This window comes from Secundilactobacillus yichangensis, from assembly GCF_016861565.1.
GTDB lineage: Bacteria > Bacillota > Bacilli > Lactobacillales > Lactobacillaceae > Secundilactobacillus > Secundilactobacillus yichangensis.
Genome location: NZ_BOLK01000001.1, coordinates 214,468 through 237,567 on the forward strand (window position 1 = coordinate 214,468; position 23,100 = coordinate 237,567).

23 protein-coding genes are annotated in these 23,100 nt (G+C 46.2%); 7 read left to right on the forward strand and 16 right to left on the reverse strand.

Going from position 1 to position 23,100, the window contains the following annotated elements; all coding sequences use genetic code 11:
- Window positions 1-217: 217 nt before the first annotated feature.
- The 4 genes from mvk (at window position 218) to fni (ending at window position 4,342) form a co-directional block, all read left to right on the forward strand.
- Complete coding sequence (gene mvk / locus JUE95_RS00975; RefSeq protein ID WP_203648528.1) at window positions 218-1,165, forward strand: mevalonate kinase; 948 nt, start codon at window positions 218-220, stop codon at window positions 1,163-1,165.
- Window positions 1,165-2,151, forward strand: a complete 987-nt coding sequence (gene mvaD / locus JUE95_RS00980; RefSeq protein ID WP_203648529.1) for a diphosphomevalonate decarboxylase — start codon at window positions 1,165-1,167, stop codon at window positions 2,149-2,151. The genes mvk and mvaD overlap by 1 nt, the downstream gene beginning before the upstream one ends.
- Window positions 2,152-2,223: 72 nt before the next feature.
- Window positions 2,224-3,297, forward strand: a complete 1,074-nt coding sequence (locus JUE95_RS00985; RefSeq protein WP_203648530.1) for a phosphomevalonate kinase — start codon at window positions 2,224-2,226, stop codon at window positions 3,295-3,297.
- A 4-nt stretch (window positions 3,298-3,301) separates the two neighbouring features.
- On the forward strand, window positions 3,302-4,342 hold the full coding sequence (gene fni, locus JUE95_RS00990; protein ID WP_203648531.1) for a type 2 isopentenyl-diphosphate Delta-isomerase: 1,041 nt from the start codon (window positions 3,302-3,304) through the stop codon (window positions 4,340-4,342).
- Between the two features lie 53 nt (window positions 4,343-4,395).
- On the opposite strand, the gene JUE95_RS00995 is transcribed toward fni, so the two are convergent.
- On the reverse strand, window positions 4,396-5,748 hold the full coding sequence (locus tag JUE95_RS00995) for an RsmF rRNA methyltransferase first C-terminal domain-containing protein (RefSeq protein WP_203648532.1): 1,353 nt from the start codon (window positions 5,746-5,748) through the stop codon (window positions 4,396-4,398).
- Window positions 5,749-5,897: 149 nt separating this feature from the next.
- On the opposite strand from JUE95_RS00995, the gene JUE95_RS01000 reads away from it, so the two are divergent.
- On the forward strand, window positions 5,898-6,707 hold the full coding sequence (locus JUE95_RS01000; protein ID WP_203648534.1) for a Cof-type HAD-IIB family hydrolase: 810 nt from the start codon (window positions 5,898-5,900) through the stop codon (window positions 6,705-6,707).
- An 83-nt stretch (window positions 6,708-6,790) separates the two neighbouring features.
- On the opposite strand, the gene JUE95_RS01005 is transcribed toward JUE95_RS01000, so the two are convergent.
- Entirely contained in the window at window positions 6,791-7,681 is an 891-nt protein-coding gene (locus JUE95_RS01005; protein ID WP_203648536.1) for a helveticin J family class III bacteriocin, read from the reverse strand.
- Window positions 7,682-7,787: 106 nt separating this feature from the next.
- On the opposite strand from JUE95_RS01005, the gene JUE95_RS01010 reads away from it, so the two are divergent.
- Entirely contained in the window at window positions 7,788-9,917 is a 2,130-nt protein-coding gene (locus JUE95_RS01010; protein WP_203648538.1) for a metallophosphoesterase family protein, read from the forward strand.
- Window positions 9,918-9,965: 48 nt separating this feature from the next.
- Here JUE95_RS01010 and glpK read toward each other — a convergent pair whose 3' ends face one another.
- From glpK to JUE95_RS01025, 3 genes are all read right to left on the reverse strand, one after another.
- Window positions 9,966-11,477 (reverse strand): glycerol kinase GlpK, encoded by a 1,512-nt coding sequence (glpK, locus tag JUE95_RS01015; protein WP_203648540.1) that lies wholly within the window; start codon window positions 11,475-11,477, stop codon window positions 9,966-9,968.
- A gap of 173 nt (window positions 11,478-11,650) precedes the next feature.
- Entirely contained in the window at window positions 11,651-11,839 is a 189-nt protein-coding gene (gene thmT, locus JUE95_RS01020; protein WP_203648542.1) for a 2-hydroxymuconate tautomerase, read from the reverse strand.
- A 65-nt stretch (window positions 11,840-11,904) separates the two neighbouring features.
- Entirely contained in the window at window positions 11,905-12,795 is an 891-nt protein-coding gene (locus JUE95_RS01025) for a YitT family protein (protein ID WP_203648544.1), read from the reverse strand.
- Between the two features lie 169 nt (window positions 12,796-12,964).
- On the opposite strand from JUE95_RS01025, the gene JUE95_RS01030 reads away from it, so the two are divergent.
- Window positions 12,965-14,386: a C69 family dipeptidase gene (locus JUE95_RS01030; RefSeq protein WP_203648546.1), complete on the forward strand. Its 1,422-nt coding sequence runs from the start codon at window positions 12,965-12,967 to the stop codon at window positions 14,384-14,386.
- A 107-nt stretch (window positions 14,387-14,493) separates the two neighbouring features.
- Here the strand turns inward: JUE95_RS01030 and rplS are convergent, their stop codons facing one another.
- The 11 genes from rplS to ftsY all read right to left on the reverse strand — a co-directional run bounded on the left by rplS (window position 14,494) and on the right by ftsY (window position 23,096).
- Entirely contained in the window at window positions 14,494-14,856 is a 363-nt protein-coding gene (gene rplS / locus JUE95_RS01035) for a 50S ribosomal protein L19 (RefSeq protein WP_203648548.1), read from the reverse strand.
- Between the two features lie 125 nt (window positions 14,857-14,981).
- Window positions 14,982-15,734 (reverse strand): tRNA (guanosine(37)-N1)-methyltransferase TrmD, encoded by a 753-nt coding sequence (gene trmD / locus JUE95_RS01040; RefSeq protein ID WP_203648549.1) that lies wholly within the window; start codon window positions 15,732-15,734, stop codon window positions 14,982-14,984.
- A complete protein-coding gene (rimM, locus tag JUE95_RS01045) occupies window positions 15,734-16,255 on the reverse strand; it encodes a ribosome maturation factor RimM (protein WP_203648550.1) in 522 nt (173 codons plus the stop codon). The genes trmD and rimM overlap by 1 nt, the downstream gene beginning before the upstream one ends.
- Window positions 16,256-16,319: 64 nt before the next feature.
- Entirely contained in the window at window positions 16,320-16,577 is a 258-nt protein-coding gene (locus tag JUE95_RS01050; protein ID WP_089109470.1) for a KH domain-containing protein, read from the reverse strand.
- A 9-nt stretch (window positions 16,578-16,586) separates the two neighbouring features.
- Complete coding sequence (gene rpsP, locus JUE95_RS01055; RefSeq protein WP_089087738.1) at window positions 16,587-16,862, reverse strand: 30S ribosomal protein S16; 276 nt, start codon at window positions 16,860-16,862, stop codon at window positions 16,587-16,589.
- Window positions 16,863-17,005: 143 nt separating this feature from the next.
- Window positions 17,006-17,293: a hypothetical protein gene (locus tag JUE95_RS01060; protein ID WP_203648551.1), complete on the reverse strand. Its 288-nt coding sequence runs from the start codon at window positions 17,291-17,293 to the stop codon at window positions 17,006-17,008.
- 3 nt (window positions 17,294-17,296) lie between these two features.
- Window positions 17,297-18,550: a vWA domain-containing protein gene (locus JUE95_RS01065; protein ID WP_203648552.1), complete on the reverse strand. Its 1,254-nt coding sequence runs from the start codon at window positions 18,548-18,550 to the stop codon at window positions 17,297-17,299.
- 12 nt (window positions 18,551-18,562) lie between these two features.
- Window positions 18,563-19,720, reverse strand: coding sequence for an ATP-binding protein (locus tag JUE95_RS01070; protein WP_203648553.1), 1,158 nt, complete (start codon window positions 19,718-19,720; stop codon window positions 18,563-18,565).
- Between the two features lie 69 nt (window positions 19,721-19,789).
- Window positions 19,790-21,238 carry a signal recognition particle protein gene (gene ffh / locus JUE95_RS01075; RefSeq protein ID WP_203648554.1) on the reverse strand — a complete coding sequence of 483 codons (1,449 nt, stop codon included), beginning with the start codon at window positions 21,236-21,238 and terminating at the stop codon, window positions 19,790-19,792.
- A gap of 18 nt (window positions 21,239-21,256) precedes the next feature.
- Window positions 21,257-21,598, reverse strand: a complete 342-nt coding sequence (locus tag JUE95_RS01080; protein WP_203648555.1) for a putative DNA-binding protein — start codon at window positions 21,596-21,598, stop codon at window positions 21,257-21,259.
- Between the two features lie 136 nt (window positions 21,599-21,734).
- Window positions 21,735-23,096 carry a signal recognition particle-docking protein FtsY gene (gene ftsY / locus JUE95_RS01085; protein WP_203648557.1) on the reverse strand — a complete coding sequence of 454 codons (1,362 nt, stop codon included), beginning with the start codon at window positions 23,094-23,096 and terminating at the stop codon, window positions 21,735-21,737.
- Window positions 23,097-23,100 lie beyond the last annotated feature (4 nt).

A 23,100-nucleotide genomic window follows, 5' to 3' on the forward strand; every position in this document is an offset into this window, starting at 1 on the left:
GAACTTTCTGGTTTTAAGTCAAAAAATAATTGATTGGTGACCATCATCCTGCCTATTCTTAACAAACAATTAAATTTACCTGATTTTTGGTGGCGCAGGCTCGCGGTATCTTGTAACAAGCGCCTATTTGTCGTATGATACCATGTGTTTGTAATCATTCAAAAGGACCATTATTCATTTGAAAATTCATAATTGGAGTTTGAAGGGAGCATTTTTTGTGGATACACCGGCTAGTGGCAGCAGTCACGCAAAAATCATATTAATTGGTGAACACAGTGTGGTTTACCATCAGCCTGCGATTGCTTTGCCGCTGCCTGCCGTTCGTGAAAACGTCACGTTAACTTTTCGAGCAGATGGTGTCCAGCAGCTGGTTAGTCGCTACTACACGGGTGTGCGGCAGGCAGGTCCCAAGCAGCTGACGGGGATCAATCATCTAATTGATGAACTGCTGAAACGTTTTAATGCTGCTGATATTGGTTTTGATTTAGCAATCAACAGTCACCTGCCGGCTGAACGCGGCATGGGTTCGTCAGCTGCCACAGCGGTAGCCATCATTCGGGCACTGTACCAGTTTTTGGAACAGCCCTTATCACACGAACAATTGCTGGCTGATGCTAACATTTCCGAAATAATTATTCATGGTAACCCCAGTGGAATTGACGTGGCAACTGCCAGTGCTGAGAACCCCATCTGGTTTGTAGCTGGCACGCAGCCGGTGACCATTCCGTTTTATATGCATGGCTACCTGGTTGTAGCCGACAGCGGTATCCATGGTCAGACTGGATTAGCGGTCAAGGCAGTAGCTCAGTTGCGTGAATCTGATCCGCAATTAGCTGACCAGGCCATTAAGGGTTTAGGCCAATTAACCTACGCGGCTAAAACGGCGCTTGCTAATGATCGTCTGTCCGACTTAGGAACCGTTTTTGACCGGGCTCAAGTTCAGTTGAAACGGCTTGGTGTCAGCCATGAACGGTTAGATGAAATGATTGCCATTGCGCGTGAAAATGGTGCTTTAGGCGCCAAATTAACTGGTGGCGGCATGGGCGGATGCATGATCTGCCTCGCTGCAAATGAATCAACGGCAACTCGGATTCGGTTAGCTCTGGCTAATTACGGAGTTGCTCAATCATGGGTTCAGCCTTTAAAAAGTGAGGAAACCAAATAATGGTAATCGCAGACCATCCAATTACGGCCAAGGCACATACTAATATTGCCTTGGTTAAATACTGGGGTAAATTAGATAATGAACTGATCATTCCGCAAAACGACAGTTTATCCATTACCCTTGATGAATTTTATACCCAAACTTCCGTGGAGTTTTTACCTGATTTGGCGGCGGATGAAGTCGTTTTTGACGGTGAAAAACTGTCTGCGGACAGCAGTGTGAAAGTGCGGACTTTTTTAAATTTAGTGCGAAATCTTGCCAACATTGATGATCGAGCTAAAGTGGTTACTCAGAACTTTGTTCCCACCGCTGCCGGTTTGGCATCTTCGGCATCAGGGTTTGCCGCCTTGGCTGGCGCAGCCAGTAAAGCCGCCGGTCTGAATTTAAATCGCCGTGATTTGTCGAGACTGGCCCGGCGCGGTTCGGGTTCCGCTACCCGGTCGATTTTTGGCGGTTTTGTTGCCTGGCAGCAAGGTCACAATGATGCGACATCCTTCGCCTATCCAATCGACGAACAGCCAACTTGGGATATTGCAGTGGTTGCTTTAGTGTTAACGGCAAAGCAAAAAAAGGTTTCCAGCCGGGTGGGCATGCGCCTAGCTGTTGAGACCAGCCCATTCTATTCGGCGTGGGTGGCCGCTAGCCGTGCCGATTTTGAGACTGTGAAAACGGCGATTCAAAATCAGGATTTTGACTTACTGGGCCATACATCCGAGCAGAATGCGATGCGGATGCATGCCTTAACCCTCAGTTCTGACCCCACTTTCACCTACTTTAATGCCGATAGTATTAAAGCGATGAACATGGTTAAAGACTTACGTTTGCAAGGCATACCCTGTTACTTTACAATGGACGCTGGACCAAACGTAAAAATTATCTGCCAAGGCGCTGATGCAAAGCGAATCGCAGCGCATTTTCAAACGGTATTTGGTAAGGATCAAGTACTCATTACCCGACCAGGCGCGGGTATTTCAATTTCAGATTAACAACTTAAAAATTGCTTTATTAACGAATTAGCGGCGTGAGATTCTAGCCTGCTAATGAAAGGACATGATGTTTTGATTTCTGTGAAAGCCCCAGGCAAACTCTATATTGCAGGTGAATATGCCGTCGTGGAGACGGGTTTCCCCGCTATTATCGTTGCCTTGGATCAATTCGTGACGGTGACGATTCAATCCGCTGATCAAATCGGCAGTATTGTTTCCAGTCAGTATCAGGAAAACTCGATTTACTGGCGTCGCGAGGATGGGGAAATGGTTTTTGATAATCGGGATAATCCCTTCCACTATATTTTATCTGCGATTAAAGTTACTGAAGATTATGCTAAGACACTGGGCAAAGATCTTGGGATTTATCATTTAACCGTCGAAAGTGATCTGGATAGTGACGATGGCCGTAAATACGGTTTAGGTTCTTCGGCCGCGGTCACCGTGGCGACAATCAAAGCCCTTTGCCAATTTTACAACTTACCGGTAAATCACGATAAATTGTTTAAGTTAGCAGCAATCGCGCACTTTCACGTTCAGGGTAACGGTTCTTTAGGCGATATCGCAGCAAGTGTTTATGGTGGCTGGATTGCCTATCATTCCTTTGACCGTGACTGGTTAAAGCTCGCTGAAAAGAACTATAACTTTGCTGAAATGCTCTCAATGGATTGGCCGGGACTCGATATTGAATTATTAACGCCGCCTAAGGATTTGAAGCTGCTGGTCGGCTGGACGGGTTCGCCCGCTTCTACCTCCCATCTCGTGGACCGGGTGGCATTGAATAAAGCTAAACGTCAGCAAGCCTATCAAGATTTTTTGACTAACAGTAAAGCTTGCTTAAAGCGGATGATCGACGGCTTCAGAAACCAAGATCTGCATGCCATTCAAGCTGAAATTGCGGTAAACCGTAAACTGCTGAATGAGCTGGATCAGTTTACCCACGCTCACATTGAGACTCCAGTGCTTAAAAAGTTATGCGACATTGCCGAAGAATTTGGCGGTATCGCTAAAACTTCCGGCGCTGGCGGCGGTGACTGCGGGATTGCGATTATTGATTCGCATAAACAGCTAAAACAACTCGTTCAAAAGTGGGCATCAAATCAGATTATTCCATTAAACTTCAACGTTCATCGCGTAGAGGAGTGATGTTATGACCTCACAACAGTCTCATCGTAAAGACGAACACGTTTCCCTAGCAGAAAAGTTTCATCAGTCCAGCGAAGCCAGCAGTTTTAATCAGGTTCGAATCCTGCATCAAAGTTTGCCTGAATTAGGTTTATCAGATGTTGATCCAACGACTAATTTTGCGAGCCAGGAAATCGCCTATCCAATTCTGATTGAAGCTATGACTGGCGGCAGTGAGCGGACCGGCCGGCTAAACGCGCAAATCGCGCAGCTGGCTGCTGCCACCCACTTACCAATGGCTGTTGGGTCGCAAAGCGTTGTGCTAAAAGAACCGGAGTTGGCTGATACCTTCTCCGTTGTCCGTCAGCATAATCCTGATGGCATGGTGATTGCTAACATCGGTGCCGGTCATAGCGTTGCTGATGCTCAGGCAGTGGTGGATATGATTTCAGCAGATGCTCTGCAAGTGCACATTAACGCTGCGCAAGAGATTATTATGCCGGAAGGTGACCGGGAATTTTACTGGTTAGACCAACTGGCTGCCATTGTAGCCAAACTTAATTTACCAGTGATTGTCAAAGAGGTCGGCTTTGGGATGACTGCTAAGACCGTTCAGAAGTTAATAGCTATCGGCGTTGAATACGTCGATTTAAGCGGTCGCGGCGGTACCAGTTTTGCGAAGATTGAAAACTTTCGACGGCCAGAAAAAGAAATGGCTTACCTTGATGACTGGGGCTTGACCACGACTGAGTCCTTACTTGAAATGCGAAAATTATCCACTCGGCCCGTGATTATCGCTAGTGGCGGAATTCAAACCCCGTTAGACGCGATCAAAGCCTTGGCTTTGGGTGCTGACATTGCTGGAATGGCTGGTGAGGTTCTGCATCATTTGATTACCACCGATTATCCATCAACGGAGGATTGGCTGTTACATTGGCTTCAAGATTTTAAAGCGTTAATGCTGCTGACTGGCAGTAAAACGGTTAAAGATCTTCGTAAGCAATCCATGGTCTTCTCACCAGAGTTGGAGTCATTTGCACGGCAAAGATTCATTTCTTTAGAATGATTGTGGTATACAAAAAGCGTTTTAACACTAATTGGTGTTAAAACGCTTTTTAGCTATTCTGCTTTAAATCTTAATCCCTTTGGAAAGAAATTTTTAACTGTGTGATTAACTGCCTTGCCGAAAGCAACCGGCTGGCCGTTACAAAAGAGTCGAACCCACCCCTTTTTGACTGGTAAATTATCACTGGTAAACGTGTCACCATGGACAACTTGTTTCCAGTCATCTTCAGAAATCGTCGTTTCGTATTTAAACTGTCCTGGACGCAGCGCTAATGCCATGGCGTAACTTGGTTCAAAGCGGTTCTTTTTGAAGGTGCCAAGGTGCAGGCCCGGGCGAACGACTTTCAATTTTCTAAGTGAAGGTGTTCCTTCCGGCATGACATACAACTGATCGCCGAACGCCATAAGTTGGTGCGAATCTACCTTAACGTTAAGGTATTCGTCAGCAAAATCTTCAAACAAGTGTGATTGATCCCGGGAAACGTTAGATGCCTGCCGGTGAAACTTCTTAACGTCGCTAACGGCTTCATTCAGTTTCAATTTGGCAACGAAGTGTCCTTCGCCCCTCATTAAATGAGGGAAAAGTCGGGCAGCACCCTTTAAACTTGGGTCGCCATTGCCCCATTCCGGTTTTGCGTCAATAATGCCAGCCGTTTTTTCAATCGGAACAACCTCAAACTGCGGGTAGGTTTCCAGCAGCCAGGAAATCATTTGTTCGTCTTCTTCCGGTGCAAACGTACAGGTGGAGTAAACCAGTTCGCCCCCCGGTTTGAGTGTTTTCACTGCTTCGGTGAGGATTTCTCGCTGCCGCTTGGCACAGGCAGCTGGGTAGTCCGCTGACCAGTAGCTAATGGCGTCGGGATCTTTACGGAACATGCCTTCACCTGAACACGGTGCATCGACCAGTACTTGATCAAAGAATGCTGGGAAGGTTTTAGCAATTGAAACCGGATCTTCGTTGAGAACCAACGTGTTACTTAACCCGAAGCGTTCGGTATTTTCGGCTAAAACCTTCGCGCGCTTGGGCATGATTTCATTGCTGACAAGCAACCCAGTTTGCTGTAGAAAGCTGCTGAGGTGGGTCGTTTTTCCTCCAGGGGCTGCAGAAAGATCCAGCACGCGCATGCCGGCACTAGGATGTGCAACCTCACCGACAAACATGGCGCTGGGTTCTTGGCTATACACGGCCCCGCTTTGATGATCGAGGGTGTGACCACTGACTTTACCGTAATACCCCCATTTCGTATAGGGTACTGGATCAGTTAGATCCAAGTCATCGGGAACTGGTCGCATCGGGTTGACCCTGAAGCCGCTGTTTGCTGGTTGATCAAAGCTGGCAAAAAAAGCATCGGCCTGATCACCAAGTAATTGTTGGTATTTCGTTTTAAAAGCTGCTGGTAATTCCATCATCTATCCCTTTCATTTCGCAATAATTCTCTGAAAGCAGTATACCTTTTCAGACCAGTACGGTCAATTGTACGCCCAGGTTTCCTTGCTCTTCAGACAGTGGATGTGTTAAATTTAATCTATTAATCTACAAGAACGGATGTGTAATCTTGACTCAAAAATTAATTGCCCTTGATTTAGATGGGACAACGTTAAACAGTGAAGCAAAGTTATCGGCAAAAACAATTGCCACCATTAAAGCCGCTATTAAAGCTGGTCACGTTGTCAGTATCGTGACTGGCCGCCCTAATCGGCTTTCTCAAAACTTCTATGATCAGTTGGGTTTATCATCGCCAATGATTAATTTCAATGGTAGTCTAGGGCATATGCCCCACCAGCATTGGCAATTTGAATATCAATTTACGTTTGACCGGAATATCGTGCTAGATTTATTGCAGCATCAGCGGGAATTTAACATTCGAATGATTGCGGCAGAAGGTAAGCACCTTTTCCTGGCACACCAGACCGAATCGACTCAAGTTGGTTTCTTCCCTGCTGTCTTGACCCATGACCAGCAACTAAGTCCGGCTACGTTAACTCAAAATCCTACTAGCATGACCATTGCCGTTGACCGGCCGTTGCAAAAACGGCTTCAAACCTACATTGAAGACCGGTTTGGCAGTTTGGTTGATGTTGCGCCTTGGGGCGGGCCTAACAGCGTGTTGGAAATTGGTGCGAAAGGCGTTCAAAAGGCGGTTGGCGTTGAACGGTTGGCTAACTATTACCATATCGACCGCAAAAACGTGATTGCTTTTGGTGACGAGCACAACGATAAAGAAATGATTGAATACGCTGGCCGCGGAGTTGCCATGAATAACGCTACGGATCAGCTAAAAGCGATTGCTGATGACGTAACCAGTTGCAATAACGATCAGGATGGAATGGCCGAATACCTTTCAAAAGCACTTAAATTAGCTTAAAATAATTGTTAAAGCATAATGATAGCCTAGCATTACTAATGAAAGTAATGCTAGGCTATCATACATTTTAAGTATTCAGCGATTTAATTCCAGAGTGCCTTTTCTGCATGGTGAATTGTATTGAGAAATTTACCGTCTGATTCTTGTGATAAACCAAAATACACGTACTTACCAAGAAGAGCAATTCCCGTCAATTCAGTATGAGCTGGCAACTGTTCAACCGGTTGGTCGTGAAAACCGTTCTTTAACAGCCAGAAGCCCTTACTGACCGCGTGCTGCTCGCCGTAGCTCTTGGTAGCATAAATGGCTCGGCCGTTGGAAAAAGCAATACTTTGAATGCTGCCGATCGTTGCTGGATCCAGCTGTTTGGCAGTCGGTTTAAAGGATTGGTAGACAGCTTCCATCATATTAAAATCGCCAGCCTCAACTTCAGTATCACCCTTTTCGGTCATTTGCTCAATTAACTTCTCCACTTGGCTTCGTTTATAGACACTGCACTGCAGGTGCTGTGCTTTGTCCAGAACCATGATGACCAGTTCGCTACGGTCGCTAGATAATGCCGAAACCGCACCAATCACAGGTTCTGGTAGCGGCGTTCCGGTGATGTTGGCACTTTCCAGGTGGGTAATTTTAAAGATGTGCGGCTGAACATCTTTTTCGTCACCATTAAAAGATACCCACCATAATTCTGGGGCACCAAGTTGACCGTTACTATCGGTTGGTTGACCGCACACGATGAAGCTCAACGCTGGCGCGCTGCGTATTAGTGATAGGCTTTGAACGTTAACTAGGTTGCGAAGCTGGATCTTATCGCCCGTAGCGATAGCCTGCGTTTCCTTTAAATCACACCTGGTGATAACGGTATCTTGTTTGATCGTTTGGGCCGCGTAGCTCGTCTGATGATCAAGACAAAAAGCGTTAACCGGCGTTTGAGCTTCCAAACCTTGGAATTCATAAGCTAAAGTTGACTGCATTTCAAAAACTCCCTTTTCGTTACAGATAACTGCCAAATGTAAGGCAATTTCTGTATAATCATTATGTTGATTATATCATAAGATTTTAAAATAGATGGCGGTGACCATGATGAAACATAGCAAACAATCATTTACAGCGCATTTAATTGATGGGCAGAGGATACCTTCAACAGGAAAGTTCATTCCTGACCGGTTCTTAGTCAGTCGTGAGCATCCTGACCGTTTAAGCCGACGGAAACAAATTTATCCTGCACATCGTGCTATTACGTACTTAGGTAAATTGAAAAGCGATGGCCGTTACTGGTTGGTCCTTGATCATGGCTACCTTTGCGTGGCGACGAGTAATCACGTTTTATATGGCCATGATACGAATCCAAACTGGCAAGCTAGCAATCAGAAGCTTTTTCAAACGACATTGAAAATGAGACAGCCCCAATTTGCTGGTTCAAGTAGCCAGCAGTATTTTGTCGCCGCTGAGCCGCTTGTCTTTAGGACTAACACGGAATGGACGGCCACTAATAACAGTGGTAATTTGCTACATACAGGTGAGAGTATTGTATATAGCAATATCCTTATAAATCAGGGAATTGCCTATTTAAAAACAGATCATGGCTTCCTACCCTATTACAACCTTCAAACTGGTAAGCGGTATGGCGTAATCGTTGCTTCAAAATTAAAATTGCCGGAACAAGTTCGTTCTGAAACCCCAAACTTCTTCAAAATGAACGGGCAATTTTGCTTCAGTCGCCGAGCTATAAAGGTTTATCAGCATCCAGAGTTAAGCGCTCCCGTTGTGGGCGCGCTTAACCGTCACGCGGTGGTGAATTACACTGGCAAATTAGCGGATCGACACCGTGGCTGGTTACAGCTGACCCACGCCGGCCGTCACAGTTACGTCCCCTTTATGAGTCGCTACCCACACTTTGAACGTTACTTTGGTTATGAAATCACTGGCTCTAAAAGTGTCACCCGCTTGCGTGAACCCTGGGTGTTCGATGCTGCTAAAACGGCAGTTCTGCGCTCATCTGACCCGATTGAGACTAAGGCGCTCCAACGGCTTACTGAACAGTTAAATCAACTCAGACAGCCTGATTCAATCGTTGTCGGCTTGATCAATGACACCCACTATGACGCCCACCAGTCCACGCACAGTCAACGGACGCTTCATGACCTTCAAATGATCAGTCATTTTGCAGCCCAACAGCATTTTGATGGCCTGGTGATGAATGGCGATTTGGTTGATGGTAACCAAACACTTGCACGTACAATTATCGATACTGGTGATGCTGTGTCAGCCGTCCAAGGAGATCAGGTCCCCACTTTTATCACCCAAGGTAATCACGACGATAATTCGGGCTTTGCACGTTATTTGAACGGTTATCGTACCGAGCAGGTCATGACGGAGCCAATGGCAACTCATTTGCGTAACGGTTTCAATAACAGCTGGTTAGCCGACCAGCATAACTTCTATGGCAAATATAGGGTACCTGGCACTTCTGTGAGCCTGATCATGCTCAATACCTTTGATATTCGTGATTCACGCTCAGACGTTTATTTTGACCGTGATTACGATGACCAGCCAAATGGGATTCATTGGACTGGAATTTTGCAGAATATTCGTCACAGCCGTTCAAGAATCGCTAGTAAGCAGGCTGCCTGGCTGACTCAAACCCTGGATCACTTGGCGTCTGACGAACAAGTCATTATTTTTACTCACGATTCCATTCGCTCAGCCAATGAACGACAGGCGGTTAAACCATTTTGGACCTATGACTGGTTTGCTAATAATCAGCAAGGCAGCTTCGCCAAGGTCTATAACAGTTTGGTTGAACACAAACAGCAAATCATTGCCGTAATGTCTGGTCACACCCACGTTGATGACTGGTCACAGCAAGACGGCGTCAATTGGATTACCACCACCAGTGATATTTCCGACCGCCGCAAATCTAACCGCTTAGATAGCAAAACTTTAGGTGCTTGGGATGTACTGGTGATCAACCCTAAGCAGCGGCAACTATTTCGTTTGCGCTATGGCTGGCAAGATCGAGCTGGTCGAATTCGTAATTGGCAATATCGACTGTTCGGTGACGGTACCGATACCAGGCGGCCAACGTTCAAGCAGATTTTCAAGCGTTCCGATAGGCAACCGTTAACGGGTAATGCCCTGTACTACCAAAATCAAAACAAACAAGTCGACCAAGTTTGGCGCGGCTTTCGCGGCTATTTTGAATACTAAATATAAAAGAGCATTTTCATCGATTTCTGATGAAAGTGCTCTTTTGAATTACAGTTGTTTTTTAGGTTTAAATAGTTGAGTGGCTTTTACCGCCGCTTGCCAGCCGGAATAACAGTTTTCACGGTCTTCTTCGGACATTTGCGGATCAAATTCCTCACTGGGTTTATGCATCCGCTTGATTTCATCAAGATCCTGCCAAAAGCCCGTTGCTAGCCCCGCCAGGTATGAAGCACCCAGCGCGGTAGTTTCGGCAATGGCTGCCCGCTGAATATGGGTGTTTAAAATATCGGCTTGGAACTGCATGAGAAAGTTGTTGTTGGCAGCTCCGCCATCAACGCTGAGTGTCTTAATATCAATACCGGTATCAGCAGCCATGGTATCAACGACATCGCGGGTCTGGTAAGCAATTGCTTCTAGGGTTGCTCTAACAAACTGTTCCCGAGTAGTACCGCGGGTCAAACCAAAGACCGCCCCACGAACTTCCTGGTCCCAATATGGTGCACCAAGACCAGTAAAGGCCGGCACGACGTAAACGTCATTTGTCGTTTTTGCGTCAACCGCCATTTTTTCTGACTCTGAGGCATGCTTAAAGAGCCGCATCCCGTCTCGCATCCACTGTACTGCTGAACCCGCCACGAAAATACTGCCTTCTAGGGCGTACGTGACTTCGCCGTTGATCCCATAAGCAATGGTGGTTAATAACCCCTTGTTTGATAAGGTTGGTTCGGTCCCCGTGTTCATCACAATGAAAGCACCTGTACCATAGGTGTTTTTGACCGACCCTTTTTCAAAGGCAGTTTGACCAAACAATGCGGCCTGCTGGTCACCGGCAATTCCGGCGATTGGTACCTGAAGACCGAAGAAGGTAAAACCAGCCGTGTAGCCGTAAGTGTAAGACGATGGATGTACTTCTGGCAGTAAGCTAGCCGGAATGTTCAATAGATCCAGAATCTCCTGATCCCACTTTAAATCGTGAATATTGAACAGCATCGTCCGCGAAGCATTGGTATAGTCAGTAGCGTGTACCCGGCCACCAGTCAGCTTCCACAGGATCCAGGTATCAATCGTACCGAATAAGAGCTCACCCTTCTCGGCACGTTCCCGGACGCCCGGAACGTTTTTCAAGATCCACATAATCTTAGTTGCTGAGAAGTAAGAGTCAATCACCAGCCCGGTCTTTTTGTGAATTAAGTCAGCATAACCCTTTTCCTTCAGCTCATCAGCAATTTGACTCGTTTGCTTTGATTGCCAAACCACCGCGTGATATACGGGTTCACCGGTATTCTTATCCCAGACGATCGTGGTTTCACGTTGGTTGGTAATTCCGATTCCGCGAACCTTGTAAGGCTGGATGTGGGCATCGATCACAGCGTCAGAAATCACCGATTGAACGGCACTCCAAATCTCGTTAGCGTCATGTTCCACCCAGCCAGGCTTTGGAAAATGCTGTGTGAATTCACGTTGCGCCTGACCCACAATCTGACCATCACGGTTAAATAGAATTGCACGTGTACTGGTCGTACCTTCGTCAATTGCCATTATATACTGTTCGTCATTCATCGTTAAGTCTCCATTCATTTACGTTCTCAAGATAGTTAATCACTCTATAGTATACCGAAGAACAGTGAAATAGCCAACTAAATTTCTTTAAAACAGTAATAATATCGGCACTGTAATCGGTTACACAACGCTGACAAAAAAAGGGTTAACGAAGGTTCGTTCACCCTTAACGATTATTTTTCGTCGCTCTTAAGAACGCCACCGACACTGTAACGGTTCTTTGCCATTTCTCTCAAAATAACGTGAACGTGTTCAGCAGGAGCACCGGTGTTTTTGGTTACGGCATCAGTAACATCCTTAACTAGGTTTTTCAGCTGTTCTTGTGAACGGCCTTCAATCAGGTCAATATTTACGATTGGCATTTGAAGTGCCTCCCTTGTTTAAGATGCTAAAAGTATACCCTGTTTCCCTTTTTCAAGCAAGTTGGCTAAGACTGTGCCTGTTTGACTCTTAATTGTTCAGTTTCGTCGTAAAAGTTACCTTCAATGTCCACCGTACTGACTAAGTTAACGAACGATCCCGGGTCAACGGTTTTCACGACGTGTTCCAGTTCGTACAATTCATAACGGGAAATGACCACCATTAAAACTGCGCCCGGACGCCGTTTGTAAGCACCCTGAGCCGGTAAAATAGTGACCCCGCGAATCAGCGTCGCCTTCAAGCCTTCGATGACGTCATCCGCTTTTGTGGTCACAATAAAGGCGGTCAATTTCTGATGCCGGGTGTGAATAGCATCCACTACCCGAGACATTCCGTACAGCGAAATGATGGTGTACATCGCATTTTCCCAGCCGACGAGGGCTCCAGCTACCAAAACGATCACCAGATTAATGGCAATCATCAAAGTACCAATCGTTTTCCCAGTTGTCTTTTCGAGGATCACCGCAATGATGTCCATACCGCCAGTTGAAAAACCGTATTTTAGCGGGTAGGCAACCCCCACACCGGTCAAAATACCACCGAATAGTGCACTAAGGAGCGGGTTGTGGGATAACGTCTGAATGGGTAGCAGCACTGCCAGGATAGAAGTTAAAAACGACGTAATGAAACTGTAGACGGTAAATCCTCTACCGATTTTTAACCAGCCCAAAATCCCAATGGGAACGTTGAATAACAGAATCAGCCAACCAGTATTGATGTGAATATGAAGCCATTTTAAGGCTAAGATTGATAAAATTTGGGAAACTCCGTTGATCCCTGCACTAAAAATATTGCCAGGAATCAAGAAGAAATTAAGTGCAATGGCGTTGATAAACGCTGAGCCAACGATTAAGCCGCATTTAATAGCAAAATCTTTACGGTCGATAATTGCCTGCATAAAAAAAGTCCTTTCAGAAAAATTGATGTGTACCTGTAATTTAATCATAGTTTCGCGCGTTTGCCTATCTTAATCAACTTGCCTGCTGTTTTAAGCCTGTATCAAAATAACATGTTTGCGTCTAATCTATGATAGAATGCTTTTAGCAATGATTATTGGAGGGATCCGTATGTCAGATACACCTTATTCTGCCTGTACCAGTATCTTGATTGGTAAGGCGGCGTCAGTTGATGGCTCAGTGATGATCGGTCGGAACGAAGATTCACGTCCAGCCTGGCCCAAACACTTTATTGTTCATCCAGCAGCTACAACGGCTGAAGCTAGCTTTGAATCCACAGATAATGATTTTAAAATGCCATTACCGGAGGATGCCTGCAAATATACCGCGACACCCGAATGGACCGATAAGTACGGTTTATTTGAAGAAGACGGAATTAACCAGTACGGTGTGGCCATGAGTGCCACGGAAAGTACGTACGCTAACGACCGCGTTTTGGCCGCCGACCCCTTAGTCAAGGACGGCATTGGTGAAGAGGCTATGGTAACTGTAACCCTGCCATACGTTAAATCTGCCCGTGAAGGCGTAAAACGCTTGGGTACGATTGTGGCCCACTATGGGACTTCAGAATCCAACGGAATTTTATTTGCTGACCGAGAGGAAGCCTGGTACTTTGAGACTGGTTCAGGACACTACTGGGTGGCTCAGCGCATTCCGGATGATAGTTACGCGGTTATCGCTAACCAGATGGCGATTCAAACTATCGATTTTGATGATCCAGAAAACTTTATGTGGCATCCCCACATTCAAGAATTCGTGCGGGAACACGCCTTAAATCCACAACGGCAAGGGTTTAACTTTCGCGAGATTTTTGGGACGAACAGCCAAATGGACGCCTATTACAATCTACCACGAGTCTGGTACGGTCAAAAAATGTTTAACCCAAGTGTTGAACAGACTACCAATAGTCATCACATGCCATTTGTACGACAAGCTGAAAAATTATTATCGGTTGAAGACGCCAAAGCCTTCTTAAGTTCTCACTTCCAAGAAACACCGTATGATCCAATTGGTGCTGGAAGCGTGGAAAACCGGAAACGATTCCGTCCAGTGAGCCTTGCAACCACTCAAGAATCCCACATTTTGCAGTTACGGCAGTACCCGCAGCCGGAATTATCTGGTATCCACTGGCTGGCCATGGGTGTGGCCGCCCAAAGCGTCTACGTTCCCTTCTACGCCGGAATTACCGATACCCCAGCGGACTATCAGCGTGGTCTGGGAACCTACAGCCCTGACAGTGCCTACTGGGTCTTTAAGCAGGCTGGCGTACTGGTCGATCCGCATTACAAGCAGTTTGGCGCACAATTAAAACAGACTCAACAGGAACTGAATCAGCAATTCGGCCGCTCGGTGATGCAGACGGATGAAAAAGCTAAGGCTTTGAGTGGTGTCGAATTAAACGCACTGCTGACACGAGAAAGTACCAAAAACGCTGAATTAGCGTTGAAAAAGTACCGTGAGTTAACGGCTAATCTCATTACTCAGGCAACCGCATTTTCACCATTGCGCTACAAGCAAGATTTAAACCTGTGAACTTTAAAATGGCATTCGTCTTCGCGGACGGATGCCATTTTAATCAATAAAAAACGTTCAAATCGGCTAACTGCCAACTTGAACGTTTTTTTAACAGAAACTGTCGACTACTTACGAGGACGACGAGCTTCTGGGATACGAGCTGCTTTACCATGCAATGCACGGATGTAGTAAAGTTTAGCACGACGAACACGGCCGTAACGAACAACTTCTACTTTGGCAACACGTGGTGAGTGAACGGGGAAAGTCCGTTCAACACCAACACCGTTAGAAATCTTACGAACAGTATACATTGATTGGATACCAGTACCGCGACGCTTGATCACGACACCTTCAAACAATTGGATACGTTCATGAGTTCCTTCAACAACCTTGGCGTGAACACGGATAGTGTCACCAGGGCGGAAGTCAGGAATATCAGTCCGTAATTGATCCTGGTTGATCTTTTCGATTAATTGGTTTTGTCGCATGTTGTTTCTCTCCTTCAATCAACATTCATACTCGATCTCGACAGCGGAATATTGTTAATGTGGCTAAACAGCCAATTACTAGAATATCATATCTACATACTTGAGTAAAGGGTTATTTGAACCTATTACTGCTCATCTTCTAAATCAATTTTAATATCGCGCAATTTACGTTTCTGATCACCGGTTAATTCTAGCTGATCCAGGAGATCAGGTCTTCTGAGCAGCGTCCGTTTCAGCGACTGAATCTCCCGCCATTCATCGATTTTTTGGTGGTTGCCGCTGATCAAAACGTCGGGCACCTTCATCCCCCGAAAATCGGCAGGACGTGTGTATTGCGGATACTCTAATAAACCGGTAGAAAACGAGTCGCCGGGCGCAGATTCTTCGTTACCAAGAACGCCAGGCAGTAACCGTGAAACGGCGTCGATCATCACCATGGCCGGTAATTCGCCACCAGTCAGCACGTAATCACCCATGGAAATTTCATCGGTAACTAGGCTTCTGATCCGTTCGTCATAGCCTTCGTAATGACCGCAGATAAACGTTAAATGATCTTCACTAGCAAAGTCTTCGGCGACCTTTTGAGTAAAGGGGACACCAGCCGGATCCGTCAAAATCACCCGGCCCTTTTCGTGCCCTAATTTTTGAGCTTTTTCCTGGGTGGCAGCCATCGCGTCAAAAATCGGCTGTGCCTGCAGCAGCATACCTGCGCCGCCACCAAATGGGTAGTCGTCTACGTTACCGTGTTTATCAGTCGAATATTGGCGAAAATCAGTAACTTCCACTTCTAACTCGTCCCGGTCAAGGGCCTTGCCAACGATTGAATCATGCAGCGGACCAAACATTTCGGGGAATAAGCTGAGAACGTCGATTCGCATTACTCTAACCCCTCCATTAATTCTACCGTGACTTGTCCCGCTGACAAATCAACCTTTTTTACCACTTGGTCAATTACTGGCAGTAACAGATCATCTTTATCAGGCCGTTTGACGACCCAAACGTCGTTGGCGCCTGGTGCCATTATTTCTTTAATGGTGCCCAGTTCTTCGCCGTCTTCCGTCACGACTTTAAGGCCGATAATTTGGTGGTAATAGTATTGACCGTCATCCAGGTCGTTAGCGCTCAGATTTTCTTCTGCAACCTTCAGGGTCATCCCCTTATACTTCAGGACGTCGTTAATGTTGTCATAGCCGGCAATGGTGATTAATATGAACCCCTTATGCTGACGGGAACTGTTAATAGTGATTGTCCCAACCGGTTTAGCGTCCAGTTCGTTTTTAAAGAGCGCCAGCTGGCTGCCCTTCTTAAACCGTTGTTCAGGAAAATCGGTTATAGCGATCACCCGCAGTTCACCACGAATTCCGTGGGTGTTCACAATGGTTCCAACTTTATAGTACATTTAGGCACCTGCCTTTCACTGAGTAATTTATTTATAGTAACAAAAAAGCTCCCGAGAACGAGTCTCATTTGGGAGCTTTAGACTCATCGTTAATGACAAGTCGCACACGCTTGGGATCATTGATCCGTACGCTATATACGATTGTGCGAATTGCGGAAGCAACATGCCCCCGCTTGCCAATTACACGACCCACATCGTCACCGGCAACCGTCAAGTGATACTCGTAAAACCGATCAGTTTCAACACGTTCGATCTCAATGGCTTCAGGGTGTTCAACTAGGGGCGTTACAATCGTGGTAATTAATTTTTTAAAGTCAGTCATGACTGATCACTACTTTTTTGAAAACTTAGCTTCGTGATACTTCTTCATGATACCTGCTTGGGAAAGTAATGTCCGAACAGTATCTGAAGGTTGGGCACCGTTGTTTAACCAGTTCATGATACTTTCTTCATCAAGTTCAACTTGGGCTGGTTCAACAAGTGGGTTATAAGTCCCAACTTTTTCGATGAAACGACCGTCACGAGGACTCCGTGAGTTCGCAACAACGATACGGTAGAATGGGCGCTTCTTAGAACCCATTCGCTTTAAACGAATCTTTACTGACATGCATGACACCTCCTGTTAATTCTTTCAACGATAAATAATATACCAGTTATCTAAGAGGTTGTAAAGGTTTTTTTCTTTACACCTGAAAACAAAGTGGCTGTAAGCCCGAATAACTTTTTTAAAACCTGTGACCACAAAGAAATTCACTTAAATCTTCTCAGCAAAAATTCCCGGCCGCCCGATGCAAAATCAGTTTGGTGTGAATGAACGAATGCCATGACGCTGGCATAGTCATTGGTATCGGCGAATTGGTGCTCGGTTTGTAACGACTGTAACGCTAACGCGAATTGCAAATCATCGACCGTCATCAGCTGCCTTGCCAAGGGATTGTTATCATTAATTGTCTGCCAGTCATCCTTCAGAATACTCAGTGCCCGTTTAAAGGGCATATTTTGCTGGATAACGGCACGTAATTGCTGAGCTGTCAGCATAAGCTACTTCCTTTCACGAATCACGGTGACGGTACCCACGGGCTTTGTTACGGACAAATCAGCTTTGGTAGTGGTTAACCCCCAGACCAGATTCGTCAAGCCATGGGTCGTGACCGTGCTTTCACCATGTCCATCGGTTAAAATCAGTGCTAGCGCGTTTAAATCATTGGCCCCCTGCTTGAACAGCCAATCAAAAATCGGCTGATAGGCAGTGCCCCCGCCGGCAACCCGTTGAAATGTGACTTGATTGCCGTGCAAAATAGTTTGCAGCTGGTCATCATGCACAACTGCGTCAAACGGAATTACCGTAATTTTATCACGATATCGTTTTAAAAGCTGGACAATTTGTGCCAGAATATTTTGAACCTCAGTGTCAGACATGGAACCGGACTGATCAACAAATAAATAGAGCTGCCGCGTAGATGTCCTGGTTTGCCCCGGAAGATCCAAGCGGTAAGGCTGTCGGCGGTTAAACCGGTTAAAAGCGGGTTCTGGCAGCTTTTGCGGGCCGTTTAAGCCCACCATGACCAATTTACGCCAGTCCAGTTCCAACTTTGCCGGTCGCCGGTTCAGCTGATGCTGCAGCCGGTTTGGTAGCAGTCCGCGCTGCTTGGTAGGCGTTTCTTCCCAAGATTGGGCCACCAATTGATTTAGCTGCAAGGCAGTTTCTCGATCCAGTTGCTGCCAACCAAGGTGGTTTTCGGGCGACTGACCTAATATTCGTTTGACTTGTTTTGCCTTGGTACCAGTTTGATCTTTAAGCAGCACTTGTTTTAATTCGGCTAAGTACTCGGCTGAACCAAGGTCAGCTGGTAAATGCAGTCCCAGCTTGAAATTTACGTGCTGTCGGGTAATTGCCCCCGGATACAGCGGTTCAAGGTGGTCATTAACCGCCATGTCGGTTGCTAATTGTACCAGCGGATCATTGCCCCGATTAGCGTAGCGCACTGGGTGCTGCCATGCTAAATGGCTAACGACGTGCTGAACCAAACTTAACAGGTCTTCATCCGAATGAACGATTTCACTTAACCGTTTGGGATTGATTAACAGTACGGGTCGTTCGGCTGTCTTGAGGGCGATTGACGAGGATAACTGCATATCAGCTTGTTTGTCTAACCGCAGCAGCAACTCACCATAAAAGCGCTGACTGTTAAGCAGTTGGCCGGTGACCTGCTGAAACAGAGCCTGTGTTTGCTGCTGCCTGCATTTTGGATTATGCTGGTTTGCAATTTGGTTCAGCTGTGTTAGAAACATCATCTAGATCTTCTTTCAGTTGACGTTGTTTTTCAAGCCAATGGCAGTTAACTGATCGTAAAGCTGTTTGACCAATGGATACTTCTGAGCGGCTTCGTAAAGCTGTTCCAACAGGTCAGGCACCTCAGCAACCTTTAGAGCTACAGCAAACTGCGCGTCGACTGGCATGAGATTTAGTAAGGTCGTAAACCGGCTGGCATGAGATTCATTAGTCAGCGGATAATCATTTGTTTGCTGAATCAGACTATTCATGATGGACTGCTGCTGGTCAGTGCCAGCTTCATTAAAAATTCGCGATGCGATTGGGTTTAATGAATCACCATCGTAAATTTCCCGAGCACTAAGTCCCGCTTTTTGCTGGCGAAGAAACTGTTCAAAACTTTGACCCACGGTGATTCCTAGATCACCTTCCAGCAAGTCCAGCCGCAACCGCTGCTGATCGTCAGCTGGCAGGTCACTCAATGCCTGCAAATTGCGTGATACCCGCTGCCATGCTCGTGGTGTTGGGTACAGGTCATCGTCATGTTCTGCAGGCGCTAATTGCTGCGGATTTTCTTCAATAAACCGCCGGACGCTTTCGATGATGTTGCCCTTCGTTTTTGCCCACTGCAGCCAGTCAGCTGCATCGGCTCGCATGACCAGTCGCACGGTTCGGTCATTAATAGCGGCATCACCTACCGTGACACCGTAGTCGCTGGATTCGAAGCCAGCCATGGTGGCATCGGGATTCTCAGCCAGTACCAGATGCACTTGATCAGGCAGCCGCAGACTATTAATTTGCCGCTGCAGCACCAGATTCATCAGTTCACTTTGGACAGCCTGAGTACCGCGGTTAAATTCATCGAGAAACCAGATGATCGGTTGTTTGGGATGAGCCTCCGCCCACTGAATAATCTCAATTAAGGTGTGGGTATAGCCAAACTTAACGTCTGCTAATTCGCCATACTTGGATGTTTTGACGAAAGCATTCTCGGTCATCGGCGGCACGGGAATGGCTAAATCGCCCTTTTCTGATAAGCTGACTACCGTCGTAAACAGCTTGGCGTTCATCTTTTCTGCCACTGTTTGAACTAATGCCGATTTACCGATTCCGGCTTCACCCACGATTGCGGGAACATTGCCGGCCTTGATTACAACTGGAATTGCTGTCACTAATTCTTGAAAAGATAACATCTATCCGCCCTCTTTGCATTTTTCAAAAAAGAGTCCAGGGTTTACACCCCCGACTCAATGGTTTACTCATTATTTACGCCGGCGTCTTAAACTGTTACGGCGTTTTTTATTTTTTTTGATGCGACGGGACATGGACTTCATAGCCATCTGCCCCATTTTACCGCCAAGAGCATTCCCCATACCGGCATTGTTCATCATACCTTGCATGCCGGAGAAGTTCCCCTTAGAAACTTGATTCATCATCTTTTTCATTTGATTAAACTGCTTGATCATGCGGTTGACTTCTTGAACTGGTCGGCCAGAACCAGCAGCAATCCGGCGACGACGCGAAGGGTTTAAGACATCGGGTTCGGTCCGTTCCTGTTCCGTCATTGAGTAAATAACGGCCTTGATGTGATCCATATCTTTTGGATCCATCTTAGCGTTAGCTAGCGCTGGATTATTGGCCATTCCAGGAATCATCTTCATAATTTGATCCATGGGACCCATCTTTTGAATCTGCTGCAGCTGATCCAAGAAATCGTTGAAATCAAACGAATTCTCACGCATTTTTTCGGTTAATTCTTGCGCTTGCTTCTCGTCGTATTCCTTTTGGGTCTTTTCAATCAGGGATAACATATCCCCCATACCCAGGATTCGAGAAGCCATGCGATCAGGGTGAAAGACGTCTAAATCAGACATCTTTTCACCTTCACCGACGAACTTAATTGGCTTGCCGGTAACTGCCCGAATTGACAGTGCGGCACCACCACGGGTGTCACCGTCTAGTTTGGTGAGAATCACACCAGTCACATCCAACTTATCGTCAAAGCCTTGGGCAGTTGCCACGGCGTTTTGACCAGTCATGGCATCGACTACCAGCATGATTTCGTTTGGATGAGCCAGATCTTTGATCCGGGCCAGTTCATCCATCAGCTGTTCATCGATCTGCAACCGACCAGCAGTATCAATAAAGACGTAATCGTTATGGTCCGCTTTAGCCTTTGCCAGTCCTTGACGCACGATTTCAACTGGATCAGTATCCGTACCCATTTCAAAGACGGGGACGTCGATCTGCTTACCCACCGTAACCAATTGATCGATGGCGGCTGGCCGGTAAACATCGGCTGCAATCATCAATGGTCGGGCGTTTTCTTCAGTTTTAAGACGGTTGGCTAATTTACCGGCAGTGGTTGTTTTACCAGCACCTTGAAGACCGACCATCATAATAATGGTTGGAATCTTCGGGGCTTTGTTCAACGGTACTTCCGTTTCACCCATTGTCTTGGTTAATTCTTCGTCAACAATTTTAACGATTTGCTGAGCGGGATTTAACCCTTCCAGCACTTTGGAGCCGACTGCCCGTTCACGGACGGTTTTAACGAAGTCTTTAACGACGTCGAAGTTAACGTCGGCTTCCAGTAATGCAAGCCGAATCTCACGCATGGTATCACGTAAGTCGGCTTCAGAAATCTTCCCCTTACCACGGAGTTTTTTCATGGCGTTTTGTAAACGCTCTGTTAGTCCTTCAAATGCCATTTGTTATGCACCTAACTTTCATTCTTCTTCAGCTGATTCTAATCGGTTAACCAGCTGGTTAAGTTGTTGATCATTTGGATATTGTTTTGCAACGTAGCTCTGAATTTCATCCGCCAATTGATTTCGCTTGGTGAACTCTTCGAGAAGATGCAGTTTTTTTTCATAGGTTTCAAGGATTTTTTCGGTTCGCCGAATGTTGTCATAAACCGCTTGACGGCTAACATCAAAATCTTCCGAGATTTCGCCTAATGAATAATCGTCACCGTAATAAAGCTGCATGTAATCATTTTGTTTTTTGGTCAACAGCGGCTGATAAAAGGCAAACAGCGAGTTGATCCGGTTATTTTTTTCAATCTCCACGTTGTTATCCTCCCTTAATCCGCAAACTAGTTTAACCTAGCTTATCCATTATACCAAATCCTAACAATAGCGATAGGTTTTCCCTTTAAAAAGTCAAAAAGTCGTTGAGTCCGTATAGACTAACGACTCTTCGATTTTATTTAACGTCGATCAGACCCTTAAACAGGCCGTAAACGAATTCACTTGGTTCAAATGGCCGTAAGTCATCCACTTGTTCACCAAGACCAACGTATTTGACTGGCAAATGCAGTTCGTTACGAATTGCCAGCACAATCCCACCACGAGCGGTTCCGTCAAGTTTGGTGAGCACAATACCGGTGACATCCGTAGCTTCCTTAAACATTTTTGCTTGGTTTAAAGCGTTTTGTCCGGTAGTAGCATCCAGTACCAGAAGAACTTCGTGCGGCGCGTCAGGGATCTCACGGGTGATGATCCGCTTCATTTTAGCCAATTCGTTCATTAGGTTGGTCTTGTTCTGCAGCCGACCAGCAGTATCAACGAATAAAATATCGTAATTTTCTGATTTGGCTTTTTTCAGTGCGTCATAGACCACAGCTGACGGATCACTTTGTTCTGGCTTCTTAACAATGTCTACGCCATCGCGCTGAGCCCAAACGTTCAGCTGTTCAATGGCCCCGGCACGGAAGGTATCAGCCGCAGCTAAAAGGACTTTCTTGCCCTGCTGTTTAAAGAGGTTGGCCATTTTACCGATGGTGGTGGTTTTACCAACCCCGTTGACCCCAACAAACAAGATGACAGTGGGACCTTCTTTAGCAAAGGTCAACCCGTTTTTCTCGTTTGTTCCTGCTTGGTCGTAAAGTTCAATCAGTTTTTCAACCACGACGTTTTGAACGTCTTTGGGTTTCTTGACGTTTTTAAGCTTAACTTCTTCCCGCAGTTCATCGCTGATTTTCATGGCCATGTCAAACCCAACGTCGGCGCCAATCAGCGTTTCTTCCAAATCATCGAAAAAGCCTTCATCAACGGAACGGAAGTTTGCCAATAAATGGTTCAAACGCTGGCCAAAGGTTAACCGTGATTTTTCAAGGCCCTTGTCATAGCGTTCAGCTTCGGTTGGCTCCGTTTGTTCAGTCGTTTCATCCGAGGGTGTATCTTGAGATTCCGGCTCAACTAGTGTCTGTTTTTCGGCACCTTCAGCTGATCCTGACTGTTCTTCAGCTTTCGGCTCTGACGACGCCGTAGCCTGTTCGTCGGCTTCAGTCTCACTTTGAACAGCCTCCACTGGAGCGTCAGTTTCTTCTGTTTCCGGTTGCTTTGCTTCTTCGGTTGGTTTCGCAGCTTCAGCAGTATTCGTATCAGTCGTTTTGGTTTCAGTGGCTTCATCCGGAGTTTTAGTTGCTTTTATCTCAGAAGCCGGCTCATCGGCTTTAGGAGCTGGTGCTTCAGTCTGTGTGGTATCAGTTTCGGGTTTTTGTTCAGCAGGCTTTTTAGACTCGTCTTGTTTGGCGCGTCGTTTGAAAAAATCAAATAGTCCCACAAAA